The sequence below is a fragment of the Pseudomonas sp. 22072 genome (assembly GCF_052046095.1).
In the GTDB taxonomy this organism is placed as follows: Bacteria; Pseudomonadota; Gammaproteobacteria; order Pseudomonadales; family Pseudomonadaceae; genus Aquipseudomonas; species Aquipseudomonas paracarnis.
Genome location: NZ_JBQEQE010000016.1, coordinates 68009 through 89263, shown reverse-complemented (window position 1 = coordinate 89263; position 21255 = coordinate 68009). Strand labels below are relative to the sequence as shown.

Below are 21255 nucleotides of genomic sequence, written 5' to 3'. Positions count from 1 at the left end.
GATATTCATGCACAACCCGGACATGCTCCAAATCGGCACAGGTTTGCTATGATTCACGCCCTCCGTAATGCCTGACCAGAGTAGTCCCATGCCCGATCGTAGCGCTCGCCTGCAAGCCCTTCACCAAGCCCTCAAGGAACGTATCCTGATCCTGGACGGTGGCATGGGCACGATGATCCAGAGCTATAAGCTCGAGGAGCAGGACTACCGTGGCAAACGCTTCGCCGATTGGCCAAGCGACGTCAAGGGCAACAACGACCTGCTGGTGCTGACCCGCCCGGACGTGATCGGCGGCATTGAAAAAGCCTACCTGGACGCCGGCGCCGACATTCTTGAAACCAACACCTTCAACGCCACGCGTATCTCCATGGCCGACTACGGCATGGAAGAACTGGCCTATGAACTGAACGTGGAAGGCGCACGCCTGGCGCGCAAGGTGGCCGACGCCAAAACCCACGAGAACCCGGCCAAGCCGCGTTTTGTCGCCGGTGTACTGGGCCCGACCAGCCGTACCTGCTCGCTGTCGCCGGATGTGAACAACCCCGGCTACCGCAACGTGACCTTCGATGAGCTGGTGGAAAACTACACCGAAGCCACCAAGGGCCTGATCGAAGGCGGCGCCGACCTGATCCTGATCGAAACCATCTTCGACACCCTTAACGCCAAGGCCGCGATTTTCGCCGTGCAAGGGGTGTTCGAGGAACTGGGCGTGGAACTGCCGATCATGATCTCCGGCACCATCACCGACGCGTCCGGCCGTACCCTGTCGGGCCAGACCACCGAAGCGTTCTGGAACTCCGTGGCGCACGCCAAGCCGATCTCGGTCGGTTTGAACTGCGCCCTGGGCGCCAGCGAACTGCGCCCCTACTTGGAGGAGTTGTCGAACAAGGCCAACACCCATGTGTCGGCGCACCCCAACGCCGGTCTGCCCAACGAATTCGGCGAGTACGACGAACTGCCGTCAGAAACCGCCAAGGTCATCGAAGAATTCGCCCAAAGCGGCTTCCTGAACATCGTCGGCGGTTGCTGCGGCACCACGCCGGGGCATATCGAAGCCATCGCCAAGGCCGTGGCCGGTTACGCGCCGCGCCCGATCCCGGACATTCCCAAGGCCTGCCGCCTGTCGGGCCTGGAGCCGTTCACCATCGACCGCAGTTCGTTGTTCGTCAACGTCGGCGAACGTACCAACATCACCGGCTCGGCCAAGTTCGCCCGCCTGATCCGCGAAGACAACTACACCGAAGCCCTGGAAGTCGCCCTGCAGCAGGTGGAAGCCGGCGCCCAGGTGATCGACATCAACATGGACGAAGGCATGTTGGATTCGAAGAAGGCCATGGTGACCTTCCTCAATCTGATCGCCGGCGAGCCGGACATCTCCCGCGTACCGATCATGATCGACTCCTCCAAGTGGGAAGTGATCGAAGCGGGCCTCAAGTGCATCCAGGGCAAGGGGATCGTCAACTCCATCAGCATGAAGGAAGGCGTAGAGCAGTTCATTCACCACGCCAAGCTGTGCAAGCGCTACGGCGCGGCAGTGGTGGTGATGGCGTTCGACGAAGCCGGCCAGGCCGACACCGAAGCGCGCAAAAAAGAAATCTGCAAGCGCTCCTACGACATCCTGGTCAATGAAGTGGGCTTCCCGCCGGAAGACATCATCTTCGACCCGAACATCTTCGCGGTCGCCACCGGCATCGAAGAACACAACAACTACGCCGTCGACTTCATCAACGCCTGTGCCTATATCCGCGACGAACTGCCGTATGCGCTGACCTCCGGTGGCGTGTCCAACGTGTCGTTCTCGTTCCGCGGCAACAACCCGGTGCGCGAAGCGATCCACTCGGTGTTCCTGCTGCATGCGATCCGTGCGGGCCTGACCATGGGTATCGTCAACGCCGGCCAGTTGGAGATCTACGACCAGATCCCCGCCGAGCTGCGTGACGCCGTCGAAGACGTAGTACTCAACCGCACACCCGAGGGCACCGACGCCCTGCTGGCGATTGCCGACAAGTACAAGGGCGACGGCAGCGTCAAGGAAGCCGAGACCGAGGAATGGCGCGGCTGGGAGGTCAACAAGCGCCTGGAACATGCGCTGGTCAAGGGCATCACCACGCACATCGTCGAAGACACCGAAGAGTCGCGCCTGTCGTTCGCACGCCCGATCGAAGTGATCGAAGGCCCGTTGATGTCGGGCATGAACATCGTTGGCGACCTGTTTGGCGCCGGCAAGATGTTCCTGCCCCAGGTAGTGAAATCCGCCCGGGTGATGAAGCAGGCGGTGGCGCACTTGATTCCGTTCATCGAGCTGGAAAAAGGCGACAAACCCGAAGCCAAGGGCAAGATCCTGATGGCCACGGTCAAGGGCGACGTGCATGACATCGGCAAGAACATTGTCGGCGTGGTGCTGGGTTGCAACGGCTATGACATTGTCGACCTGGGCGTGATGGTGCCGGCGGAGAAGATCCTGCAGGTGGCCAAGGAGCAGAAATGCGACATCATTGGCCTGTCCGGCCTGATCACGCCGTCCCTGGATGAAATGGTGCATGTGGCCCGCGAGATGCAGCGCCAGGATTTCCACCTGCCGCTGATGATCGGTGGCGCCACCACCTCCAAGGCGCATACGGCGGTGAAGATCGAGCCCAAGTACAGCAATGACGCGGTGATCTACGTCACCGACGCCTCCCGCGCCGTGGGCGTGGCCACCCAGTTGCTGTCCAAGGAATTGAAGGCCGGTTTCGTCGAGAAGACCCGCCTGGAATACATTGACGTACGTGAGCGCACCTCCAACCGCAGTGCGCGCACCGAGCGCCTGAGCTATCCGGCGGCAATCGCCAAGAAGCCGCAGTTCGACTGGAGCAGCTACACCCCGGTGGTGCCAACCTTTACCGGCGCCAGGGTACTGGACAATATCGACCTCAACGTCCTGGCCGAGTACATCGACTGGACGCCGTTCTTCATCTCCTGGGACCTGGCCGGCAAGTTCCCGCGCATCCTCACCGATGAGGTGGTCGGTGAAGCGGCTACCGCGCTGTATGCCGATGCCCGGGAAATGCTCAAGAAGTTGATCGACGAGAAACTCATCAGCGCCCGTGCGGTGTTCGGTTTCTGGCCGACCAACCAAGTGCAGGATGACGACCTGGAAGTCTACGGCGACGACGGCCAGCCTATTGCCAGGCTGCACCACCTGCGCCAGCAGATCATCAAGACCGACGGCAAACCGAACTTCTCCCTCGCCGACTTCGTCGCCCCCAAGGACAGCGGCGTGACCGATTACATCGGTGGGTTCATCACCACCGCCGGCATCGGTGCCGAGGAAGTGGCCAAGGCTTACCAGGACGCGGGCGATGACTACAACTCGATCATGGTCAAGGCCCTCGCCGACCGCCTGGCCGAAGCCTGCGCCGAATGGCTGCACCAGCAAGTGCGTAAAGAACACTGGGGCTACGCCAAGGACGAGCAACTGGACAACGAGGCGCTGATCAAGGAGCAATACAGCGGCATACGCCCTGCCCCCGGCTACCCGGCGTGCCCGGATCACACCGAAAAAGCCCAGCTGTTCCAACTGCTCGACCCCGAAGCCCGCGAAATGCACGCTGGTCGCAGCGGCGTGTTCCTCACCGAGCACTACGCAATGTTCCCGGCGGCAGCGGTCAGCGGCTGGTATTTTGCCCACCCACAGGCGCAGTACTTCGCCGTGGGCAAGGTCGACAAGGATCAGGTCACCAGCTACACGGCACGCAAAGGCCAGGACCTGAGCGTGACGGAGCGTTGGCTGGCGCCGAATCTGGGCTACGACAACTGAGGTAACGCTGCTACTGGCTGCGGTAACCGTTTACCGCACCTACGATGACTCAATGCGATTTCCTGTGTCGGACCGATTCTCGGTCCGCTGAACCGGCAGCTCAGCACAACCGGTTTTATACAGGAAACGCATGTCATCATGACCGAACCCAATACTCCCTCGTCAAACTCAGCCTTTCGCCAACTGCCCGCCCAGGCAGTGCATGAGCGCTTCGCTACGCGGCCGGCGCTGTATTCCGTCGTCTTCAAGGCATTGCGCAGCCGGATGCTGGAGCACTACCCGTCGCTGGACCTCGACTGGCTTGCGGTCAAACTGGCCAGCCCTCAGCCCAATGGCGAATACACCTACCCCGCACTCATGGAGGTGGCTGTCGCCCATGTACTGAACCCACAGTTACTTGACCTGCGCGCCGTACGCGAGCGTCCGTACTTCCTCACGACACAGCCCCCCGCCGCGCTCAAGACCGGGGATGGCCAGCCGCTCGACATGCAGGTGGTCGCCCAGATTCTTGACGAATTTCCCGCGTCCCTTTACTTGTACATGCAACACGATCTGGCCGACTACTGGAGCCAGGTCGACAATCATGGCAACAGCCGCTGGCAGTGGCTTGCAGAGTTTCTCAATGGTCAGATGATTGCCACTGCGGCCAGCCAGTCACCGCTGAGCGACGTGCAGCGCGATATGCTGGCGGTAGTCGCCGCCTGGCCAGCGCAACGTGAGCGCCTGCCCCGTTCCTCACCCGCCACCTATGTATATTTCATAGAGAGCACACTCACCCGCCTCGGCAAGACGGTGCGGGTATTGACCCCGGACCTGTTATTGGTACGCGATAAACAGGTGTTGCTCTACAGCGTAGCCGGCGCAATCCAGGCGTTTGATTCGCTGGAGGCGTTCAGCCAGGCCTGGGGGAGCAGGATGCAACGCGAGTTTCAGTTCGACAGCCTCACTTGGCAACGCAACGAAACTGCCGCCAACGTGTTTGAACAACAGGCCGGGCTGATCCTCAACCAACAACTCGAAGACCTGGCAGCCCTATCGTTCCAGGGGCAAGACGAAAAAGAACTCGATCAACGCCTGGACATGATCACCAACCCGGCCAGGTATTTTACCGACATCAAGTTGCCCGACACCGAGCGCCTTGGCACTGTGAGCCAGCAACTGCCGCAATGGCTCAAGCAAGCCGAGCCCGCGGATCGTTTCGCCTATCACCGCCACTTGCAGGATATGGCGCATGTTCTGCAAAAAAACCAGGGGCGATCGTTCAACGAGGGTATTGAAAACATCCACACATTCAGCCGCAGCGCATTGCGCAAGCAGATGCAAGCCGATCACGGCGATTTCGACCCTGATGCGGTGCTGTTGGACTTTGCCGTAGCGGCAGGTTATCCGGGCGGCGCGGGAATCATCGAGCACGTGCGCATGTCGCTGACGGAGCTGGCCCTGAAGAATCTGGCCGGCAAGCCCAAAGGTACGTTGAAGCTGTCTTCCACAACAGCCACGCCACTGCCTGGCTGGTTGAATGAAGACTATCTGATGGGCAGCAACGGCCTGATCCAGCGCGTCGATATCGGCACCACCTACCCTAATGCCCTCAAAGATCTGCTGCTGTCCGATACCGTCGAGGCGCGTCGCCGCGAGTTGCTGTTTACTCGCGAACTGAAGGCTCATCTGCCGATGCAGGCGCTGGAATTCAAGGTCCGCCAGCAGCATGGCATGACCGTGACGGGTTATCAGTATGTCAAGGCGCTCATGGGAGAAACGCCTTCGCTCAGACTCGTCAACGATCAGGAAATCGTCCTGCGCCCCCTGGCGTTGTGCCGTAAAGCCGGGGCCACGCCGGACGAAGTGAATAATATGTTTATCATTGAGCCTCGCGACTCCCAGGTCGGCCCACACTTGCTGTACCGACCGCTGTACGCCGAGTCCCTCAACGAATACCCCACGCGCCAGGCGCTGCTGGAGGCCATCGCCGAACCGGGTGCGTTGCAGGACAGCGTGCTGACCTGGCTATCGGACAAGGCGCGCCCCATCTATGCACACGGCGGCATCAAAGAGCCGCACATCATCCGTTTCTTGCCCGGCGACGAGTTCAACCGACCCGAGAAACCAGCGCCCGCGACCCTGGCCGTCGATGACGGCGCCGGTGAATGGCTCCAGTCCCAGCTCAACGGCCAACTGCCCAACCATCTGTTTGGCAGCACCGCACGGGCACTGGTCGACCTGGCGGACCGCGAGTCGATCTCCAACACCGAAAGCCGATGGGCCATTGTGATGGAGGGTGCCTGGCTGTTGTTCAATACACTGCTGCTGCCCTTGGTACAGGGCCCAGCCATGTTGGCCGGCTGGTTCCTGGTGCTGGTTGCCAGCCTGGAGCAGGACTTGGCGGGCCTGGACAGCAACGATCCCACCACCCGCGAGTTGGCGCTGATTGATCTGCTGCTCAATACTGCGATGGTGTTGCTGCATGGCGCATCGCCTTCTGCCAAACCGTTGTCGCCACCGAGTGCAACCGACAGCGCGTTGCGCCTTGAAGCCTGGCGCCGTGCACCAGGCCTGCTGCCACCACAGGATGCGCCAGTGATACGTTCTGGCGCAGTGTCATTGCCGGGAGAACCCCCGGCATCAGGCCACACCGCCCTGGACTTCATTCGCTCGCTGGCAAGCCCACACGCAAGCGAACGACTGAGGGCGATGCTGGACATTAATGTGCCATGGCCTGAACCCTTGCCGACTGCGCAAGGCAGCGGCCCGCTCAAAGGCCTTTACCGCATAAATGGCACCTGGCACGCCAGCCTCGGCGGGTTGCTGTTCCAGGTCAATGTGGTGCCGGGATTCAACGAGGTCTATCTGGTACACCCGCAATATCCGCAACACCCCGGTTTCAAGCTGATAAGCGACCACCAGGGGCACTGGCGCCTGGACACTCACGCCAGGCTGGAGGGCGGAATGCCCCGGGAACGCTTGAGTAAATGGCAGAAGGAACGTGCCGAAAAACTGGGTGTATTAAAGGCCGAATTGCAAGCACTGAATGCCGAAATATTCTCGCTGATACCCACTTCGCTTTCGCTACAAAGCACTCTGAACGCAGCCCGTGCCCAACTTGTTGAACAAAGCAAAAGCCTGCGCAAGGATTGGTTATTGCTGGCCAGTTCCGCGAACATACCGAAGTTGCACGCAGAAGTTCTTATCCGTCATGAGAAACGGCGCGTCGCGGCGGCCCAAGCCAGGACGCAGTGGAATATCGCCCTCGATAACTTCCAGCAGTACGGCCGCGAGGTAATGACGCTGATGAAAAAAGTCGAAGCCAAGACCAGCGAACTGATGGCTGTCGACAGGACTGACCCCACTTATGTAAGGGAGCGAAACAGGGCAAGCAAAAGCAATTTTGACTTCTGGGCAGGCATCTACGAATCGGTGTCGCAAAAAATGGCAGACGCCCTGGAAACCGATCGTGGCGAAACCGACGCTGAACTCAGCGCCCGCGCATCACGGGAGCTGCCGCAAAACATCAGCGGCGCCTACGACGACTACATCATCACCAAAAAACGCCAGCTTGCCGCGCTTACGGAAATGGTCGAGCCCGCTGAAAAGATCGAGACGTTACTCAAAGAGGCAGACCCGGCCCTGCGCCAGATACTCTTGCAAGGCAAGCCCTCTGATCAAAACATCCGCTCGGTCGCGATCAAACAGCACGCCCTGCTGGTGTTCATGGACTTGGTGTTCAATCGCATGAATGACTCGCGCAACCCAACGGAATTTCCATTCGTACGCGAGCTGACCGACAAGAGAACCGCAACCAGCTTGATGGCGCATACGGAAATGCTCACCACTACCGGCTATTCGGCCCGAGAGCAGATAGACGTCCTCAAGGACGTTCTGGAGCGATATGAGCAATTGGAAAACGCTGTCACGTCGCTGGCTGAAATGAATTCCGGCTTCATTCGCGAGGAGCATCGCCAACCGTTTCTGGACTATCTGGCTTATGCCCGCACCAGCCTTGAGGCGCAGTTGGCCAATTTGATTCTGGTGGAAGAAGGCTTCGCGCCACTGCCAACGCCCGAGCGCATCACACGGCAGAAAGCACCGAACCGAAGAGTGATCAAGACCCGTGACCGCAGGACCCTGGTGGGTGAAGTGCGCCCTACCCAGCGCGACACACCGGGTAACTTCGTCGATATCAAGGACCCGCTCACCGGAAAAACCCTCGCCACCTACCTTGAACACCCCGGCGAAGGTGTATGGAACGTGGTTGAAGAGGTCGGGCCCTCAGCGCCCGCGCCGACGGCAATCAAGCGTTCGCTGAAGACCATAGAAGCACAGGCGCAAACCGTCAGGGACGAGCGCACCGGCATTGACAGCAGCATCGCCTTCCAACAACGAAAGTTACGCGACCCGGGCCGACTGGAAAGCCTCGATCCCCTTGAGTGGGATGTGATACTGACCCAGCACGCAGCGAAGTTCACAACCCTTGCCGAAGAACTCCAGCGCGATCACGCCAACGATCCCGGCGCTCGCACGTTGATCGATCAGTACCGCAGCCTGGCGGCCGAGGCAACGCAACAGGCACGTGAGCGTTGCAGCGAAGGGTACAAGTTGCAACGCCCCAAAGCCTCCCACGTCGATTACTTGTGGAAACACGGTTTTGTCGATATCAACCTGGTGAAGAGCCGCGTGCCGTTGAAGGCCGGTGACTTTCTCACCGAGTATGCAGTACGCGATAAAAGCAAAATCAGGGCGGGTATAAAGGGAAAGGACAATGTTTTGTGGTACGCGCATTTTCATTATTCGGCCGTCGATCAAGCGCCCTCCCAACCTGATTTCGGTCACCTTAAAACCCCGAGTGAACAGCGATATACGCGCCGGGAACTGATTGAACAGGCGCGTGCCGACAACCGCGCCGTGGTCAACCTGGAGAAAGCCGAGATCAAGCCACCGCTTGATCAGCGGCTATTCCTGGGGTTGGAGGTACTGGCTTCCAAATGAGCCTCGACAGACTGTCTATACTCTGCATGAGAACCTTGTTGACGAGGGGTTTATGGACGATCCAATCGATGACAAACCACCGACCTTCCGGCAGATGCTGCACAGCGTGACGGCCGCCGCGTTCGGTGTGCAAAGCGGCAAGAATCGCGCCCGCGATTTCACCCATGGCAAACCCAGCCACTTTGTGATCCTGGGCGTTGCGTTCACGGTGGTGTTTGCGTTGACGCTGTTTGGCATCGTCAAGCTGGTGCTGTACCTGGCCGGTGTTTAACGCCGCCGATGCAGACTGAACGCATAAACAGGACGCCGGTTTGCCAACGACCGCCAGCGCACGGAATCCACCGGCGCTGGCGGCGCTGACAAATGCAGGCGCTCAGATAAACCTTGAATATCGACCGCCATCATCTTGGCTACTCGACAACCAATCGCTGCTCAATCAACGGTTTTATTACTGGTGGCTGACCCAAAATACAGCGGTGCCGACCACGAGAATAATCAGAAACAAAATGGCCCAGGCATCAACGGTACTGTCAGGTTTACGGGCTTTGGTGGAATTACTCATCGCATCGCCTCTTGTCGGTTTTATAGGTGACTGCACTAAGACTCGTCCACAGTAAAGACCAGTCTTGCCCCCATGACAAATGTGGGTATCGCGATAACTGTTCTCATTAGTCAGTTTGGTTATGTGCATATACCCAAACATCACTTTTGCGCATATACGCAAACTGGTATCGTGCGCCGGCTCCGTTGGGAGTGCGCGGCCGTGCGCGCAGATTTGCCGAGAACAGGACCTATATGTACGTATACGACGAATACGATCAGCGCATCATCGAGGACCGCGTCAAGCAGTTCCGTGATCAGACCCGACGCTACTTAGCAGGTGAACTGAGCGAAGAAGAGTTCCGCCCTCTGCGCCTGCAAAATGGCCTTTACGTTCAGCGCTTTGCGCCGATGCTGAGGGTGGCCGTGCCCTATGGCCAACTGACGTCGCGCCAGACGCGAATGATGGCCAAGATCGCCCGCGACTTCGACAAAGGCTATGCCCATATCAGCACCCGCCAGAACGTGCAGTTCAACTGGCCGGCCCTGGAAGATGTGCCGGATATCCTGGCTGAACTGGCTACCGTGCAGATGCACGCCATTCAGACCAGCGGTAACTGCCTGCGCAACGTGACCACCGACCAATTTGCCGGCGTCGCTGCCGACGAGTTGATCGACCCACGGCCGTGGTGCGAAATCGTGCGCCAGTGGACTACCTTCCACCCTGAGTTCGCCTACCTGCCACGCAAGTTCAAGATCGCCATCAATGGCTCGACCTCGGACCGCGCCGCCATCGAAGTCCACGATATCGGCCTGGAGCCGGTGTACAACGCTGCAGGCGAGCTGGGCTTCCGTGTGCTGGTGGGTGGCGGCCTTGGTCGTACGCCGGTGGTCGGTGCGTTCATCAACGAGTTCCTGCCGTGGCAGGACCTGTTGAGCTACCTCGACGCCATCCTGCGGGTCTACAACCGCTATGGCCGTCGCGACAACAAGTACAAGGCCCGGATCAAGATCCTGGTCAAGGCGCTGACCCCTGAGGTGTTTGCCCAGAAAGTCGATGCCGAAATGGAACACCTGCGCGGCGGCCAGACCACCCTGACCGAAGCCGAAGTGCACCGCGTCGCCAAGCACTTCGTCGACCCTGAGTACAAGGCCCTGAGCAATCAGGACGCCGAGTTGGCCGCACTCGACCAGCAACACCCAGGCTTCGCCCGCTGGCGCACGCGCAATACGCTGGCGCACAAGAAGCCGGGCTACGTGGCAGTGACCCTGTCGCTCAAGCCCACCGGCGTTGCGCCTGGCGACATCACCGACAAGCAACTGGACGCGGTCGCCGACCTGGCCGAGCGCTACAGCTTCGGCCAACTGCGCACCTCCCACGAGCAGAACATCATTCTTGCGGACGTTGAACAGAGCCAACTGTTCACCCTGTGGGGCGAACTGCGCGAAGGCGGCTTTGCTACGCCGAACATCGGCCTGCTGACCGATATCATCTGCTGCCCGGGCGGCGACTTCTGCTCCCTGGCCAACGCCAAGTCGATCCCGATTGCGGAGTCGATCCAACGCCGTTTCGACGACCTGGATTACCTGTTCGATATCGGCGAGCTGGACCTGAACATCTCCGGTTGCATGAACGCTTGTGGTCACCACCACGTCGGCCACATCGGCATCCTGGGCGTGGACAAGAAAGGCGAAGAATTCTACCAAGTGTCCCTGGGTGGCAGCGCCAGCCGCGATGCGAGCCTGGGCAAGATCCTCGGCCCATCCTTCGCCCAGGAAGCCATGCCAGAGGTGATCGGCAAGCTGATCGACGTGTATATCGAACAGCGTACCGAAGATGAGCGCTTCATCGACACCTACCAGCGCATCGGCATCGACCTGTTCAAGGAGCGTGTCTATGCAGCGAATCATTAAGAACAACGCAGTCGTCGACGAAACCTGGCACCTGCTGCCCAAGGACGCGAGCTTCGACGGCATCTCCAACTGCGACGACCTGATCGTGCCGCTGGCCCTGTGGCGCGAGCACGGCCACGCCCTCAAGGCCCGCGACGGCGGTTTGGGTGTATGGCTGGACGCCGATGAAGAAGCCGAAGAAATCGGTGATGACGTGCAGCATTTTCAGGTCATCGCCCTGAACTTCCCGGCCTTCACCGACGGGCGCAACTACTCCAACGCCCGCCTGCTGCGTGACCGTTATGGCTACAAGGGTGAACTGCGGGCCATTGGCGACGTGCTGCGTGACCAGTTGTTCTACCTGCACCGCTGCGGGTTCGATGCCTTCGCCTTGCGCGCGGACAAAGACCCGTACGAAGCGCTGGAAAGTCTCAAGGATTTCTCGGTGACCTATCAAGCGGCCACCGATGAACCACTGCCGCTGTTCCGCCGCCGCTGACACCTTGTCCCTGTAGGAGCGAGCTTGCTCGCGAAAAACCTGAACGATAACGCAGGTCGCCTGGCTGTAGCGGCGCCCTCGCGTTCTTCGCGAGCAAGAACTGGGCGTCCCCCTCGTTCCTACAGTTCCGTCGCCCGTCAATCCTTCGTGATCGACTCCCGCTTGACATTAAAGTTAACTTTAAGCTTAGCCTGAGACCTCCCCTGCTCAGGAGTTAACCCATGTCACCGTTCGAATCGCTGCAACTGCCCAACGGCCAAGTCATCGCCAACCGCATCGCCAAGGCCGCGATGGAAGAGAATATGGCGGACCTGCATCAGGCACCGTCCAAAGCATTGAAGCAGCTATACAAGACCTGGGCCGACGGCGAGCCCGGCTTACTGTTGACCGGTAACGTGATGATCGACCGCCGCGCCATGACCGGCCCTGGCGGTGTCGCGCTGGAAAACGAGCAACACCTGGCCAGTTTTCGTGAATGGGCCGACGTAGCCCGGGCCAAAGGTGTGCACTTCTGGGTACAGCTCAGCCATCCGGGCCGCCAGACCATGGCCAACCTCGGTCAACAAGCGTTGGCACCCTCGGCTATTGCGCTGGATGTGGGCAGTTTTTCCAAGATGTTCGCCAAACCCAAGGCCATGACCGAAGACGACATCCAGGACGTCATCAAGCGCTTCGCCACCAGCGCCCGCCTGGCCGAGCAAGCCGGGTTCACCGGGGTGCAGATCCACGGCGCCCATGGCTATTTGTTGAGTCAGTTCCTCTCGCCCTTGAGCAACCATCGCACCGACCGTTGGGGCGGCTCCCTGGAAAACCGGGCACGCCTGCTGCTAGAAGTCATCCGTGCCGTGCGGGCCAATGTCAGCCCTTCATTTTGTGTGTCGGTAAAGCTCAATTCCGCAGACTTCCAGCGCGGCGGCTTCGATGAGACCGATGCACGCGCTGTAGTGGAAATGCTCAATACACTGCCGATCGATTTGCTTGAGTTGTCCGGCGGCAGCTATGAAGCGCCGGCCATGCAAGGTGAAGCGCGGGACGGCCGCACCTTGGCCCGTGAAGCCTACTTTTTGGATTTCGCCACGCAAATGGCGAGCATCGCCACCATGCCACTGATGGTGACCGGAGGTATTCGCCGCTTGCCGGTGGTCCAGCAAGTATTGGACAGCGGCATCGCCATGGCCGGCATCGCCACCGCCCTGACCCTGGAGCCGCAACTGATCAAACAGTGGCGTGAAGGTCGCGACCTCAACCCACAACTGCGGCCCATGGAATGGAAGCGCAAACCGCTGGCCGCCCTCGCCACCCTCGCCGTGGTGCGCGACCAGATGCGTCGCCTGAGCCGCGGCCGTCTGCCCAAACCCAACGTTGCGCCCTGGCTGGCATTGGCCTGTGACCAGTGGTTTATCGCGCGGCGTACGCGGCAGTATCGCGCGAGCATGACGCAATCTTCACATTAATGGCGGAGCATTCGCCGTGATTGAACTGTCCCCTACTGATCAGCAGTTTTTCAACCTCACTGACGATTGGAGTTCCTCATGGCGAAAATCAACCTGGCCCAGCAGTTGGCGACCACCCTGGAACAAGCGGGTATCAAGCGTATCTGGGGGCTCACCGGCGACAGCCTCAATGGCCTGACCGACGCCCTGCGCAGCATGGACAGCATCGAGTGGATGCATGTGCGCCACGAGGAGGTCGCCGCCTTCGCTGCCGGTGCCGAAGCGGCGGCCACCGGCGAGTTGACGGTGTGCGCCGGCAGTTGCGGGCCGGGTAACCTGCATTTGATCAATGGTTTGTTCGATTGCCATCGCAACCATGTGCCGGTGCTGGCGATTGCCGCGCAAATTCCGTCCTCGGAGGTTGGCCTGAATTACTTTCAGGAAACCCATCCCCAGGAGCTGTTCAAGGAATGCAGCCACTTTATCGAGCTGGTGAGCAACCCCGAGCAGATGCCTCAGGTGCTGCACCGTGCCATGCGTTCGGCGATCCTCAACCGAGGCGTGGCGGTGGTGGTGATTCCGGGGGATGTGTCGCTGTTGGAGGTGGAAGATAAGCTCAAGCCGTGGCCGGCCTTGCACGCACCGCGCACCGTGCCGATTGAGCAGGACTTGCAGCGCCTCACCGACATGCTCCAGAGCAGCGAGAAAGTCACCCTGCTGTGTGGCAGCGGCTGTGCCGGTGCCCACGATCAAGTGGTGGCGCTGGCCGACGCCCTCGGCGCGCCGGTGGTGCACGCATTGCGGGGCAAGGAGCACGTGGAGTGGGATAACCCGTTCGACGTCGGCATGACCGGCCTGATCGGTTTCAGCTCCGGCTACCACGCCATGCTCGATTGCGACACCTTGGTCATGCTCGGCACCGACTTCCCTTATCGCCAGTTCTACCCGACCGACGCCAGGATCATCCAGGTGGACCGCAACCCCCAAGCCCTGGGGCGCCGTGCGACCCTGGACCTGGGCATCGCCGCCGACGTCAGTGAAACCATCGACGCGCTGTTGCCGCGCCTGACCCGCAAGACCGATCGCAGCTTCCTCGAAACCTCCCTCAAGCACTACGAAAAAGCCCGCCAAGGCCTGGATGACCTGGCGCAACCGTCCAAGGCCGGCCGGCCAATCCATCCCCAGTATGTGGCGCGCTTGCTCAGCGAACTGGCCGATGATGATGCGATCTTTACCGCCGATGTCGGCTCACCCACCGTGTGGGCGGCGCGTTATCTGAAGATGAACGGCAAGCGCCGGCTGATCGGCTCGTTCAACCATGGCTCGATGGCCAACGCCATGCCTCAGGCTATCGGCGCCCAGGCGGCGTTCCCTGGACGACAGGTGATCTCGATGTCCGGGGACGGTGGTTTCACCATGTTGATGGGGGATTTCATTTCCCTGGCGCAGCTGCAATTGCCGGTCAAACTCGTGGTGTTCAACAATTCGTCCCTGGGCTTTGTCGCCATGGAGATGAAGGCTGCGGGTTACCTGGACACCGGCACCGAGCTGAAAAACCCGGACTTCGCGGCCATGTCCAATGCCATGGGCATTTTGGGCATACGTGTGGAGCAATCCGAAGACCTGGAACCGGCACTGCGCCGTGCCCTGGCCCACGATGGCCCGGTGTTGGTGGACGTGGTGACCGCGACTCAGGAACTGGTGATGCCGCCGAGCATCAAGCTGGAACAGGCCAAGGGGTTCAGCCTGTACATGCTCAAGGCGGTGATGAGCGGGCGTGGCGATGAGGTTATCGAACTGGCACGCACCAACTGGTTGCGATAACCCCCTACTGTAGGAGCGAGCTTGCTCGCGAAGATCGCTAACGGTAACGCTGACATCCTGAATGAACGCGTTGTCGTCGAGTTTTTCGCGAGCAAGCTCGCTCCTACAGGTGCCGGGCTAATTTCAGCCTTTCTGCTTTTCTACCCACTTGCCGTAGGCATCGATGAATGCCTGCAGGAACGGCTTGGTCTTGTCCGACACCTTCCCCGCCTCATCGAACACACTGCCTGCCCCGCCCAGATAGGCTTCCGGCTGTTGCATGCACCACACATCCAGGAACACCAGGGACTGGCGCAAATGGTGGTTGGCGCCAAAGCCGCCAATGGCACCCGGCGACACGCTGATGATCGCCCCCGGCTTGCCACTCCAGGCGCTCTGCCCGTATGGGCGCGAGCCCACGTCAATGGCATTTTTCAAGGCCGCCGGCACGGAGCGGTTGTATTCGGGGGTGACGAACAGCACCGCGTCGGATGAACTCACTTGTTTGCGGAAAGTACTGTAGGCTGCGGGCGGAGTTGCACCGTCGATGTCCTCGTTGTAGAGCGGCAAGTCGCCGATTTCAACAATGTTCAACTTGAGGTTGGCAGGGGCCAGTTCGGCCAGGGCCAGGGCGACCTTGCGGTTGATCGACTCTTTTCTCAAGCTGCCCACCAGGACGGCAATCGTGTAGACCTTGCTCATTGAGGTTTCCCGACTTCTGAATAAAGGAGCTTGTAGTTATAGAGGCTTCGCGACGCGTTCACCAGAGGGTTGTGCGGATTCCCTCGACGGTTTCCTTGCAAGCACTTGCGTAGGAAGCGTCTGAAAATATCAGCGAATAGTATTTTTTTCTTATAGGTAAACTACCCCGCTCCCTGACGGTCTACAGAACCGCAAATCGAGTGTTTATCTCCAGAGGTTCTAAACAGATGGCTGCAGTACTTGTTGGACAGTTTCATGCCAGAGACGCGGAAGGCCGCGTGTATTCGGTGCATGAGTTCCAGGAATCCAACCCGGCGCAAGGCGACCTGGCCGGATCGACGCCCACCACGACCTACAAGCTGGCCATTGGCGACCGTGTAGAAAAGCTGGAAGGTGATGAATTCAAACTGATCCAGTCGGGCACCATTCTCGTGCGCGAGTCCGAAACCACTCTGGCATCGTAAGCGCTTGCCTTGTTCACCTGCTCAGTCCTGGCGGCTGGGCTGGGGACGTTCATGGGCGGCGGATCTGCGTCACCTCTATGCCCTGCTCGTCTTGCTTGAGCGTCACCAGCACCTGGCCGTGCTCCCCTTGCACGGTAAACATCGAGCGCTTGTAACCTGCCGCATTGTACGCGGGGTAAGCCTCCACCTCCCTGACCAGGGTTATCCCCACGACTGCGCCCACCTGCTCGCCCACCTGGTGCTGGGAGCGAATAAAGGCCTCCAGTGCGAGATTGTCCGGCGTCGGTTCATCCTGATGATTGAAGAAGTAAGCCGCCAGGCCTCCCACGGTCACCAGGACCACGAGTTGCTTGGCCGTTACCCCGAAGAACGTCGAGGGTAGAGGCATATGAGACCAGACCTGTTTTTTATTTTAAGTACCGGGAAACCGGCAGGGGTCGTTGCTGATCAGACCCGCCATTCTAATGGGGTCCTGGCTGAGCGCCATAGGCCGGGACGACCCCGGCAGTCTTTTTTGCGCACGAAGGCCTGCGCCATTGAATCCCCTGCGCACTGCACATAGACTCCGGCCATGCGTTTACGTCATATCGAAGTGATTCAGGCCATCTTGCAGACCGGCCACCTCGGCACCGCCGCCGAGTGGTTGCAACTCCCCGTGGGCGAAGTAGACGCCACTCTCAAGGATGCTGAGCAGCAATTGGGCTTCATGCTGTTCGCCAGCGTGCGCGGGCGTTTGCAGGCCACCCGGGAAACCCTGGAATTGCAGGCACAAATCACTGCTCTGTATGAAGCCCTGGAGCCGTTGCAACGCCTTGCCAGCCGCTTGAAACACCATCATGCGCCGCCCCTGCGCGCGCTGTGCACGCCGCCGTTGGCCAACCAACTGTTGCCCCAGAGCATTGCTGCACTGCGTCGACGCTTCCAGGACATGCCGTGCAACCTGTCGAGCCAGCCAGTTGGCGAGATCATCAACAGCCTGCTGTTGCATGAAGCCGATGTGGGCCTGAGCCTGCATGACCCAGAACATCCCCATATCCAGAGCACGGTGCTGGCCCAAGGCAAATTGCAGTTGCTGGCCCCCCATGGCTGGCTCAAGCCCAAGCAAAAATACATTGCGCTGCAGGAGTTGGCCGGCCAGTCCCTGATCGGCCTTGAAGGCCATGACCCGCTCAGCCGCTTGCTGGATGCCAAGCTGCACGCCCTGCGGCCGCTGCCCGTGGTGCAGACGCGGGTGCAAACCTACCCGATGATGCGCGGCTTGGTGGAGGCCGGAGAAGGCCTGGCGATTGTCGACCCGTTCACTGCCTTGGGTGCACGAGAGTCCGGGCTTGATGCGTGCCCGGTGTCACCACCGATAGTGGTCAGCCTGTATGCGTTGACCTTGAAAGACGCTGCGCCCTCCCCGGCATTGAATGCGCTGCTGGAAATCGTCATCCAGAAAGCCGAAAGCCTGCTTGGCAACGACACCAAGTCCCCGTAGGAGCGAGCTTGCTCGCGAAGAACGTGAACGATCACACGCTCATCCTGATGCAACGCGGCGCCTTGGCGTTTTTCGCGAGCAAGCTCGCGCCTACAGGGGTCAGACAGCCTCCACTTGCGCCTTGAACAACCGATACCAGAAAATCGCGACCTCGCGGGTTTGCGGGTCAATCCCGCGATAACGCAGTTGATCGATGCCGCCCATTACATAGCCACAACGCTCATACAGGCGACAGGCGCCGAGGTTGTTGTTCTGGGTCTCAAGCATCATGCCCGGCAGGTTCTTCTTGCGGGCCCAGAACTGCGCCACGTCCAACAACGACTTGGCCACGCCATGTCGGCGCGCCGGTAACGCCACGGCCAACTCGTCAACATGGGCGAAACCGTTCCAGTTGGTGCTGACCACGATATGCCCCACTGCGCGGTCATCCAGGTACGCCATGAAGATCGAGCTGTCGGCGGCATCACGAAAACTGGCGAATTCTTCCGGGTCGATGCCATAGCACTTGCGGTACGGCAGCACTTTTTCCACCGGCCATTGTTCGACGCGCTGGCCCATTTGCGGCACCCCATAGGCACTGACTTCAAAGCTGAAATCATTGCCCCACACATAGGCGTCAAAACCTTCGTCGGCGACTCGCACACTGAGCCCTGGATACTTCGGGTTCATTACAGCTTGCATAGACTTCCTTAACCCTTGATGCAGTCGACGGTATAACGACGGCCACTGCCGTCATCTTCGTGTTGCAGCCCATGCACATCCGCGACAAAACCGGGGAAACTGCTATCGAACGTGCGGGCAAATGCCAGGTAATCGATGATTGAACGTGTTGACTCGGTGAAGCGTTCGCCGGGCATGATCAGTGGTATGCCCGGCGGGTAAGGCACCAGCATTACAGCGGCGATGCGTCCTGCCAAGGCATCGATGCAGACCGCCTCCACCTCGCCCCTGACCAACTGGTCGTAGGCATCGGCGGGTTTCATCGCGATTTGCGGCAATACCGTATACATACGCTTGAGGTGCCTGGCCGTGGCATTGCTACGGTAACAGCTGTGCAACTGGTCGCAAAGGTCGCGCAGCCCCAGGCCTTGATAACGTGCCGGGCCTTGGGCATACACCGACGGCAAGCAAGTGGCCAGGCTGACATTGGCATCGTAGCTACGCTTGAACTCCAGCAGCTCGGTGAGCAAGGTGCTCCATTTACCTTTGGTAATGCCCATGGAAAACAGCACGAGAAACGAATACAGCCCAGTCTTCTCCACCACCAGCCCGCGCTCCCAGAGGAACTTGCTGACCACTGCAGCGGGAATCCCACACTCGCTCAATGCCCCACCGGCGTTGAGGCCAGGCATCACCAGTGTGACTTTGATCGGGTCCAGCAGCACGTAGTCTTCAACAACGTCGCCAAAGCCATGCCACTCATCCCCAGGGTGCAATAGCCAATCCGCAGTGGCGACCCGGTCGATACCCGCGACCGAGGGTGGCTGCCAGATGGAAAACCACCAGTCTTCCGCCGCGATATGCTGGCGCAAGTTGGCCAGGGCGCGACGAAAACTCAAGGCCTCGTCGAACATTTCCTGAAGCAGCGAGCGCCCGGCCGGGCCTTCCATCATTGCCGAGGCCACATCCAGCGACGCGATGATGCTGTATTGCGGCGAGGTGGAGATATGCATCATGAAGGCTTCATTGAAGCGGTCACGGTCCAGTTGCCGTGCGCCGCCGTCCTGTACGTGGATCATCGACGCCTGGCTGAATGCCGCCAGCAACTTATGCGTACTGTGGGTGGTGAACACCAAGGGGCTGTCCGGCGTGCGCGAGGTACCCATGCCATAACGCCCGGCGAAGAACTCGTGAAAGGCGGCGTAGGCATACCAGGCCTCATCAAAATGCAGCACCTCGACACTGTTGCCCAGTTGCTGCTTGATCAGTTCGGCGTTGTAACACAGGCCGTCATAGGTGGAGTTGGTCACCACCGCCAATTTCACTTTCGGTGGTCGCCCACGGGTCAAGGGGCTGGCGTCGATCTTGGCGCGGATCGACTCAGGGCTGAATTCGCTCAGGGGGATCGGGCCGATGATCCCCAGCTCGTTGCGCTCCGGGCACAGGTACAGCGGGATCGCGCCGGTCATGATGATCGAATGCAACACCGACTTGTGGCAATTGCGGTCTACCAGCACCAGGTCATCGCGCCCCACCATGGAATGCCAGACGATCTTGTTGGCGGTGGACGTGCCGTTGATCACGAAGAACGTATGGTCGGCGCCAAAGTTGCGCGCGGCGCGTGCCTCGGCTTCGGCCAAGGGCCCGGTGTGATCGAGCAGCGAGCCCAGTTCGGGCACCGACACCGACAAGTCAGAGCGCAGGGTGTTTTCCCCAAAGAACTGATGAAACGCCTGCCCCACCGGGCTTTTGCGATAGGCCACGCCACCGCCATGACCGGGGGTGTGCCAGGAATAATTGGAATCGGCGGTGTGTTGCACCAGCGCCTTGAAGAACGGCGGCAACAGGCCATCCAGGTACGTGCGTGCGGCGCGGGCGACCTGGCGCGCCAGAAACGGCACGGTGTCTTCGAACAGATAAAGAATGCCGCGCAGCTGGTTGAGCTCGCTCATGGCATCGGCGGGCGCGTTTTCCAGGGTGACTTGCTCGCCCAGCGCAAAGATCGGCAGGTTGGGTGCGCGCAGGCGCGCCAAGCGAATCAACTCCACCATGTTCTGCAACAGATGGGTGTTTTCCCCGGCGCCTTCGGCGGCTATCAGCATGCAGGCCAGACCGTGATGGGTAGCGGCCACCAGCCGCCCCTCGGCGTAGTCCACCGCAGAAAAAATACTGAAGCCCTCCTGTTCCAACTCCCTGGCGATGCCTCGAACCCGGTCACCGGCAACGGTGTCGGCCTTGATGTCACGGTGCACGATCAGAACAGGGAACTTCAGGTCTTTGTACATGAGCACTCTTACTCCGGAGGCTTTGCACAAGGGTAGAAGCTGGAAGCAAAAGTGGCGAATGAAGATTTCACAGGTGGTCGAGAGGTATTTATATAACTTCGGTACGGGGCTGAACCTGTCGCGAGGGAGCTTACTCCCGTGACGGCCCGCCTGCCGGGCCATACCTACCTGACACCCCGCGATCAAACTGTGGGAGCTGGCTTGCCTGCGATGACGGCCTGCCAGCCGACACTTATCTACCTGAGGCTCCGCAATCCAAATGTGGGTGGGCTGGGCCGGCATTCCGGTTTTCCAAAGTGACCCGCTGTCAGAGCGCAACGCTAAGTGGCCGTTACCGCAGGAATGGAGATGTACCCAATCAAACCGTGTTGACTGTCAGGCCGCATTCGCGAGCAAGCCCGCTTCCACAATTTGATCGCGGGGCGTCAGGTCGATAGGCGTTGGCTGGCAGGCCGCTATCGCAGCTCTACACAACTTTGGTGCGACGCTGGACCTGCGGCGAGGAAGCTTGCTCCCGTGGCGCACTGACAGCCGACGCTGATGTAGCTGACGCACGCGATCCAAATGTGGGAGCTGGCTTGCCTGCGAATGCGGCCTGACAGTCGACGCAGTTATACCGAGTACATATCCATTGCTGCGGTAACGGCCACTTAGGGTTCCGCTTTTACAGCGGGTCACTTTTGGAAAAGAGCCCGGAATGCCGGCCCAGCCAAA

General features: G+C 60.0%; 13 protein-coding genes. 9 read left to right on the top strand and 4 right to left on the bottom strand.

The genetic code is table 11. The annotated features are described in order from the left end of the window. Positions 1 to 88 precede the first annotated feature (88 nt). From metH to poxB, 7 genes are all read left to right on the top strand, one after another. Positions 89 to 3799 (top strand): methionine synthase, encoded by a 3711-nt coding sequence (gene metH, locus ACTJLA_RS17575; protein WP_060764679.1) that lies wholly within the window; start codon positions 89 to 91, stop codon positions 3797 to 3799. A gap of 138 nt (positions 3800 to 3937) precedes the next feature. Further along, positions 3938 to 8782, top strand: a complete 4845-nt coding sequence (locus ACTJLA_RS17570) for a hypothetical protein (RefSeq protein ID WP_440841714.1) — start codon at positions 3938 to 3940, stop codon at positions 8780 to 8782. A 52-nt stretch (positions 8783 to 8834) separates the two neighbouring features. After that, positions 8835 to 9053, top strand: coding sequence for a DUF2970 domain-containing protein (locus ACTJLA_RS17565; protein WP_034126066.1), 219 nt, complete (start codon positions 8835 to 8837; stop codon positions 9051 to 9053). Positions 9054 to 9577: 524 nt separating this feature from the next. Next, positions 9578 to 11236: a nitrite/sulfite reductase gene (locus tag ACTJLA_RS17560; protein ID WP_003190712.1), complete on the top strand. Its 1659-nt coding sequence runs from the start codon at positions 9578 to 9580 to the stop codon at positions 11234 to 11236. Next, positions 11220 to 11714, top strand: coding sequence for a DUF934 domain-containing protein (locus tag ACTJLA_RS17555; protein WP_003190711.1), 495 nt, complete (start codon positions 11220 to 11222; stop codon positions 11712 to 11714). The genes ACTJLA_RS17560 and ACTJLA_RS17555 overlap by 17 nt, the downstream gene beginning before the upstream one ends. A gap of 221 nt (positions 11715 to 11935) precedes the next feature. Then, positions 11936 to 13168 (top strand): NADH:flavin oxidoreductase/NADH oxidase family protein, encoded by a 1233-nt coding sequence (locus tag ACTJLA_RS17550; RefSeq protein WP_054897505.1) that lies wholly within the window; start codon positions 11936 to 11938, stop codon positions 13166 to 13168. Positions 13169 to 13246: 78 nt separating this feature from the next. Next, positions 13247 to 14971: a ubiquinone-dependent pyruvate dehydrogenase gene (gene poxB, locus ACTJLA_RS17545; RefSeq protein ID WP_054897504.1), complete on the top strand. Its 1725-nt coding sequence runs from the start codon at positions 13247 to 13249 to the stop codon at positions 14969 to 14971. Between the two features lie 123 nt (positions 14972 to 15094). Here poxB and ACTJLA_RS17540 read toward each other — a convergent pair whose 3' ends face one another. After that, positions 15095 to 15652, bottom strand: a complete 558-nt coding sequence (locus ACTJLA_RS17540; protein ID WP_003190705.1) for an NADPH-dependent FMN reductase — start codon at positions 15650 to 15652, stop codon at positions 15095 to 15097. Positions 15653 to 15879: 227 nt separating this feature from the next. Between ACTJLA_RS17540 and ACTJLA_RS17535 the strand changes: the two genes are divergently transcribed. Continuing rightward, positions 15880 to 16116, top strand: a complete 237-nt coding sequence (locus ACTJLA_RS17535; RefSeq protein ID WP_032874044.1) for a hypothetical protein — start codon at positions 15880 to 15882, stop codon at positions 16114 to 16116. Positions 16117 to 16165: 49 nt separating this feature from the next. On the opposite strand, the gene ACTJLA_RS17530 is transcribed toward ACTJLA_RS17535, so the two are convergent. Beyond that, the gene (locus ACTJLA_RS17530; protein WP_440841709.1) at positions 16166 to 16504 is read right to left on the bottom strand and encodes a hypothetical protein; all 339 of its coding nucleotides are present in this window, start codon (positions 16502 to 16504) and stop codon (positions 16166 to 16168) included. 183 nt (positions 16505 to 16687) lie between these two features. On the opposite strand from ACTJLA_RS17530, the gene ACTJLA_RS17525 reads away from it, so the two are divergent. Next, positions 16688 to 17596 (top strand): LysR substrate-binding domain-containing protein, encoded by a 909-nt coding sequence (locus tag ACTJLA_RS17525; protein WP_072448413.1) that lies wholly within the window; start codon positions 16688 to 16690, stop codon positions 17594 to 17596. Between the two features lie 99 nt (positions 17597 to 17695). On the opposite strand, the gene ACTJLA_RS17520 is transcribed toward ACTJLA_RS17525, so the two are convergent. Then, entirely contained in the window at positions 17696 to 18265 is a 570-nt protein-coding gene (locus ACTJLA_RS17520; RefSeq protein ID WP_019820276.1) for a GNAT family N-acetyltransferase, read from the bottom strand. 20 nt (positions 18266 to 18285) lie between these two features. Beyond that, positions 18286 to 20541 carry an Orn/Lys/Arg decarboxylase N-terminal domain-containing protein gene (locus ACTJLA_RS17515; RefSeq protein ID WP_054897499.1) on the bottom strand — a complete coding sequence of 752 codons (2256 nt, stop codon included), beginning with the start codon at positions 20539 to 20541 and terminating at the stop codon, positions 18286 to 18288. Between the last annotated feature and the right edge of the window lie 714 nt (positions 20542 to 21255).

Coding starts and splice junctions, on each gene's coding strand:
- metH (WP_060764679.1), top strand. CDS start 89: ATGCCCGATCGTAGCGCTCGCCTGCAAGCCCTTCACCAAGCCCTCAAG.
- ACTJLA_RS17570 (WP_440841714.1), top strand. CDS start 3,938: ATGACCGAACCCAATACTCCCTCGTCAAACTCAGCCTTTCGCCAACTG.
- ACTJLA_RS17565 (WP_034126066.1), top strand. CDS start 8,835: ATGGACGATCCAATCGATGACAAACCACCGACCTTCCGGCAGATGCTG.
- ACTJLA_RS17560 (WP_003190712.1), top strand. CDS start 9,578: ATGTACGTATACGACGAATACGATCAGCGCATCATCGAGGACCGCGTC.
- ACTJLA_RS17555 (WP_003190711.1), top strand. CDS start 11,220: ATGCAGCGAATCATTAAGAACAACGCAGTCGTCGACGAAACCTGGCAC.
- ACTJLA_RS17550 (WP_054897505.1), top strand. CDS start 11,936: ATGTCACCGTTCGAATCGCTGCAACTGCCCAACGGCCAAGTCATCGCC.
- poxB (WP_054897504.1), top strand. CDS start 13,247: ATGGCGAAAATCAACCTGGCCCAGCAGTTGGCGACCACCCTGGAACAA.
- ACTJLA_RS17540 (WP_003190705.1), bottom strand. CDS start 15,652: ATGAGCAAGGTCTACACGATTGCCGTCCTGGTGGGCAGCTTGAGAAAA.
- ACTJLA_RS17535 (WP_032874044.1), top strand. CDS start 15,880: ATGGCTGCAGTACTTGTTGGACAGTTTCATGCCAGAGACGCGGAAGGC.
- ACTJLA_RS17530 (WP_440841709.1), bottom strand. CDS start 16,504: ATGCCTCTACCCTCGACGTTCTTCGGGGTAACGGCCAAGCAACTCGTG.
- ACTJLA_RS17525 (WP_072448413.1), top strand. CDS start 16,688: ATGCGTTTACGTCATATCGAAGTGATTCAGGCCATCTTGCAGACCGGC.
- ACTJLA_RS17520 (WP_019820276.1), bottom strand. CDS start 18,265: ATGAACCCGAAGTATCCAGGGCTCAGTGTGCGAGTCGCCGACGAAGGT.
- ACTJLA_RS17515 (WP_054897499.1), bottom strand. CDS start 20,541: ATGTACAAAGACCTGAAGTTCCCTGTTCTGATCGTGCACCGTGACATC.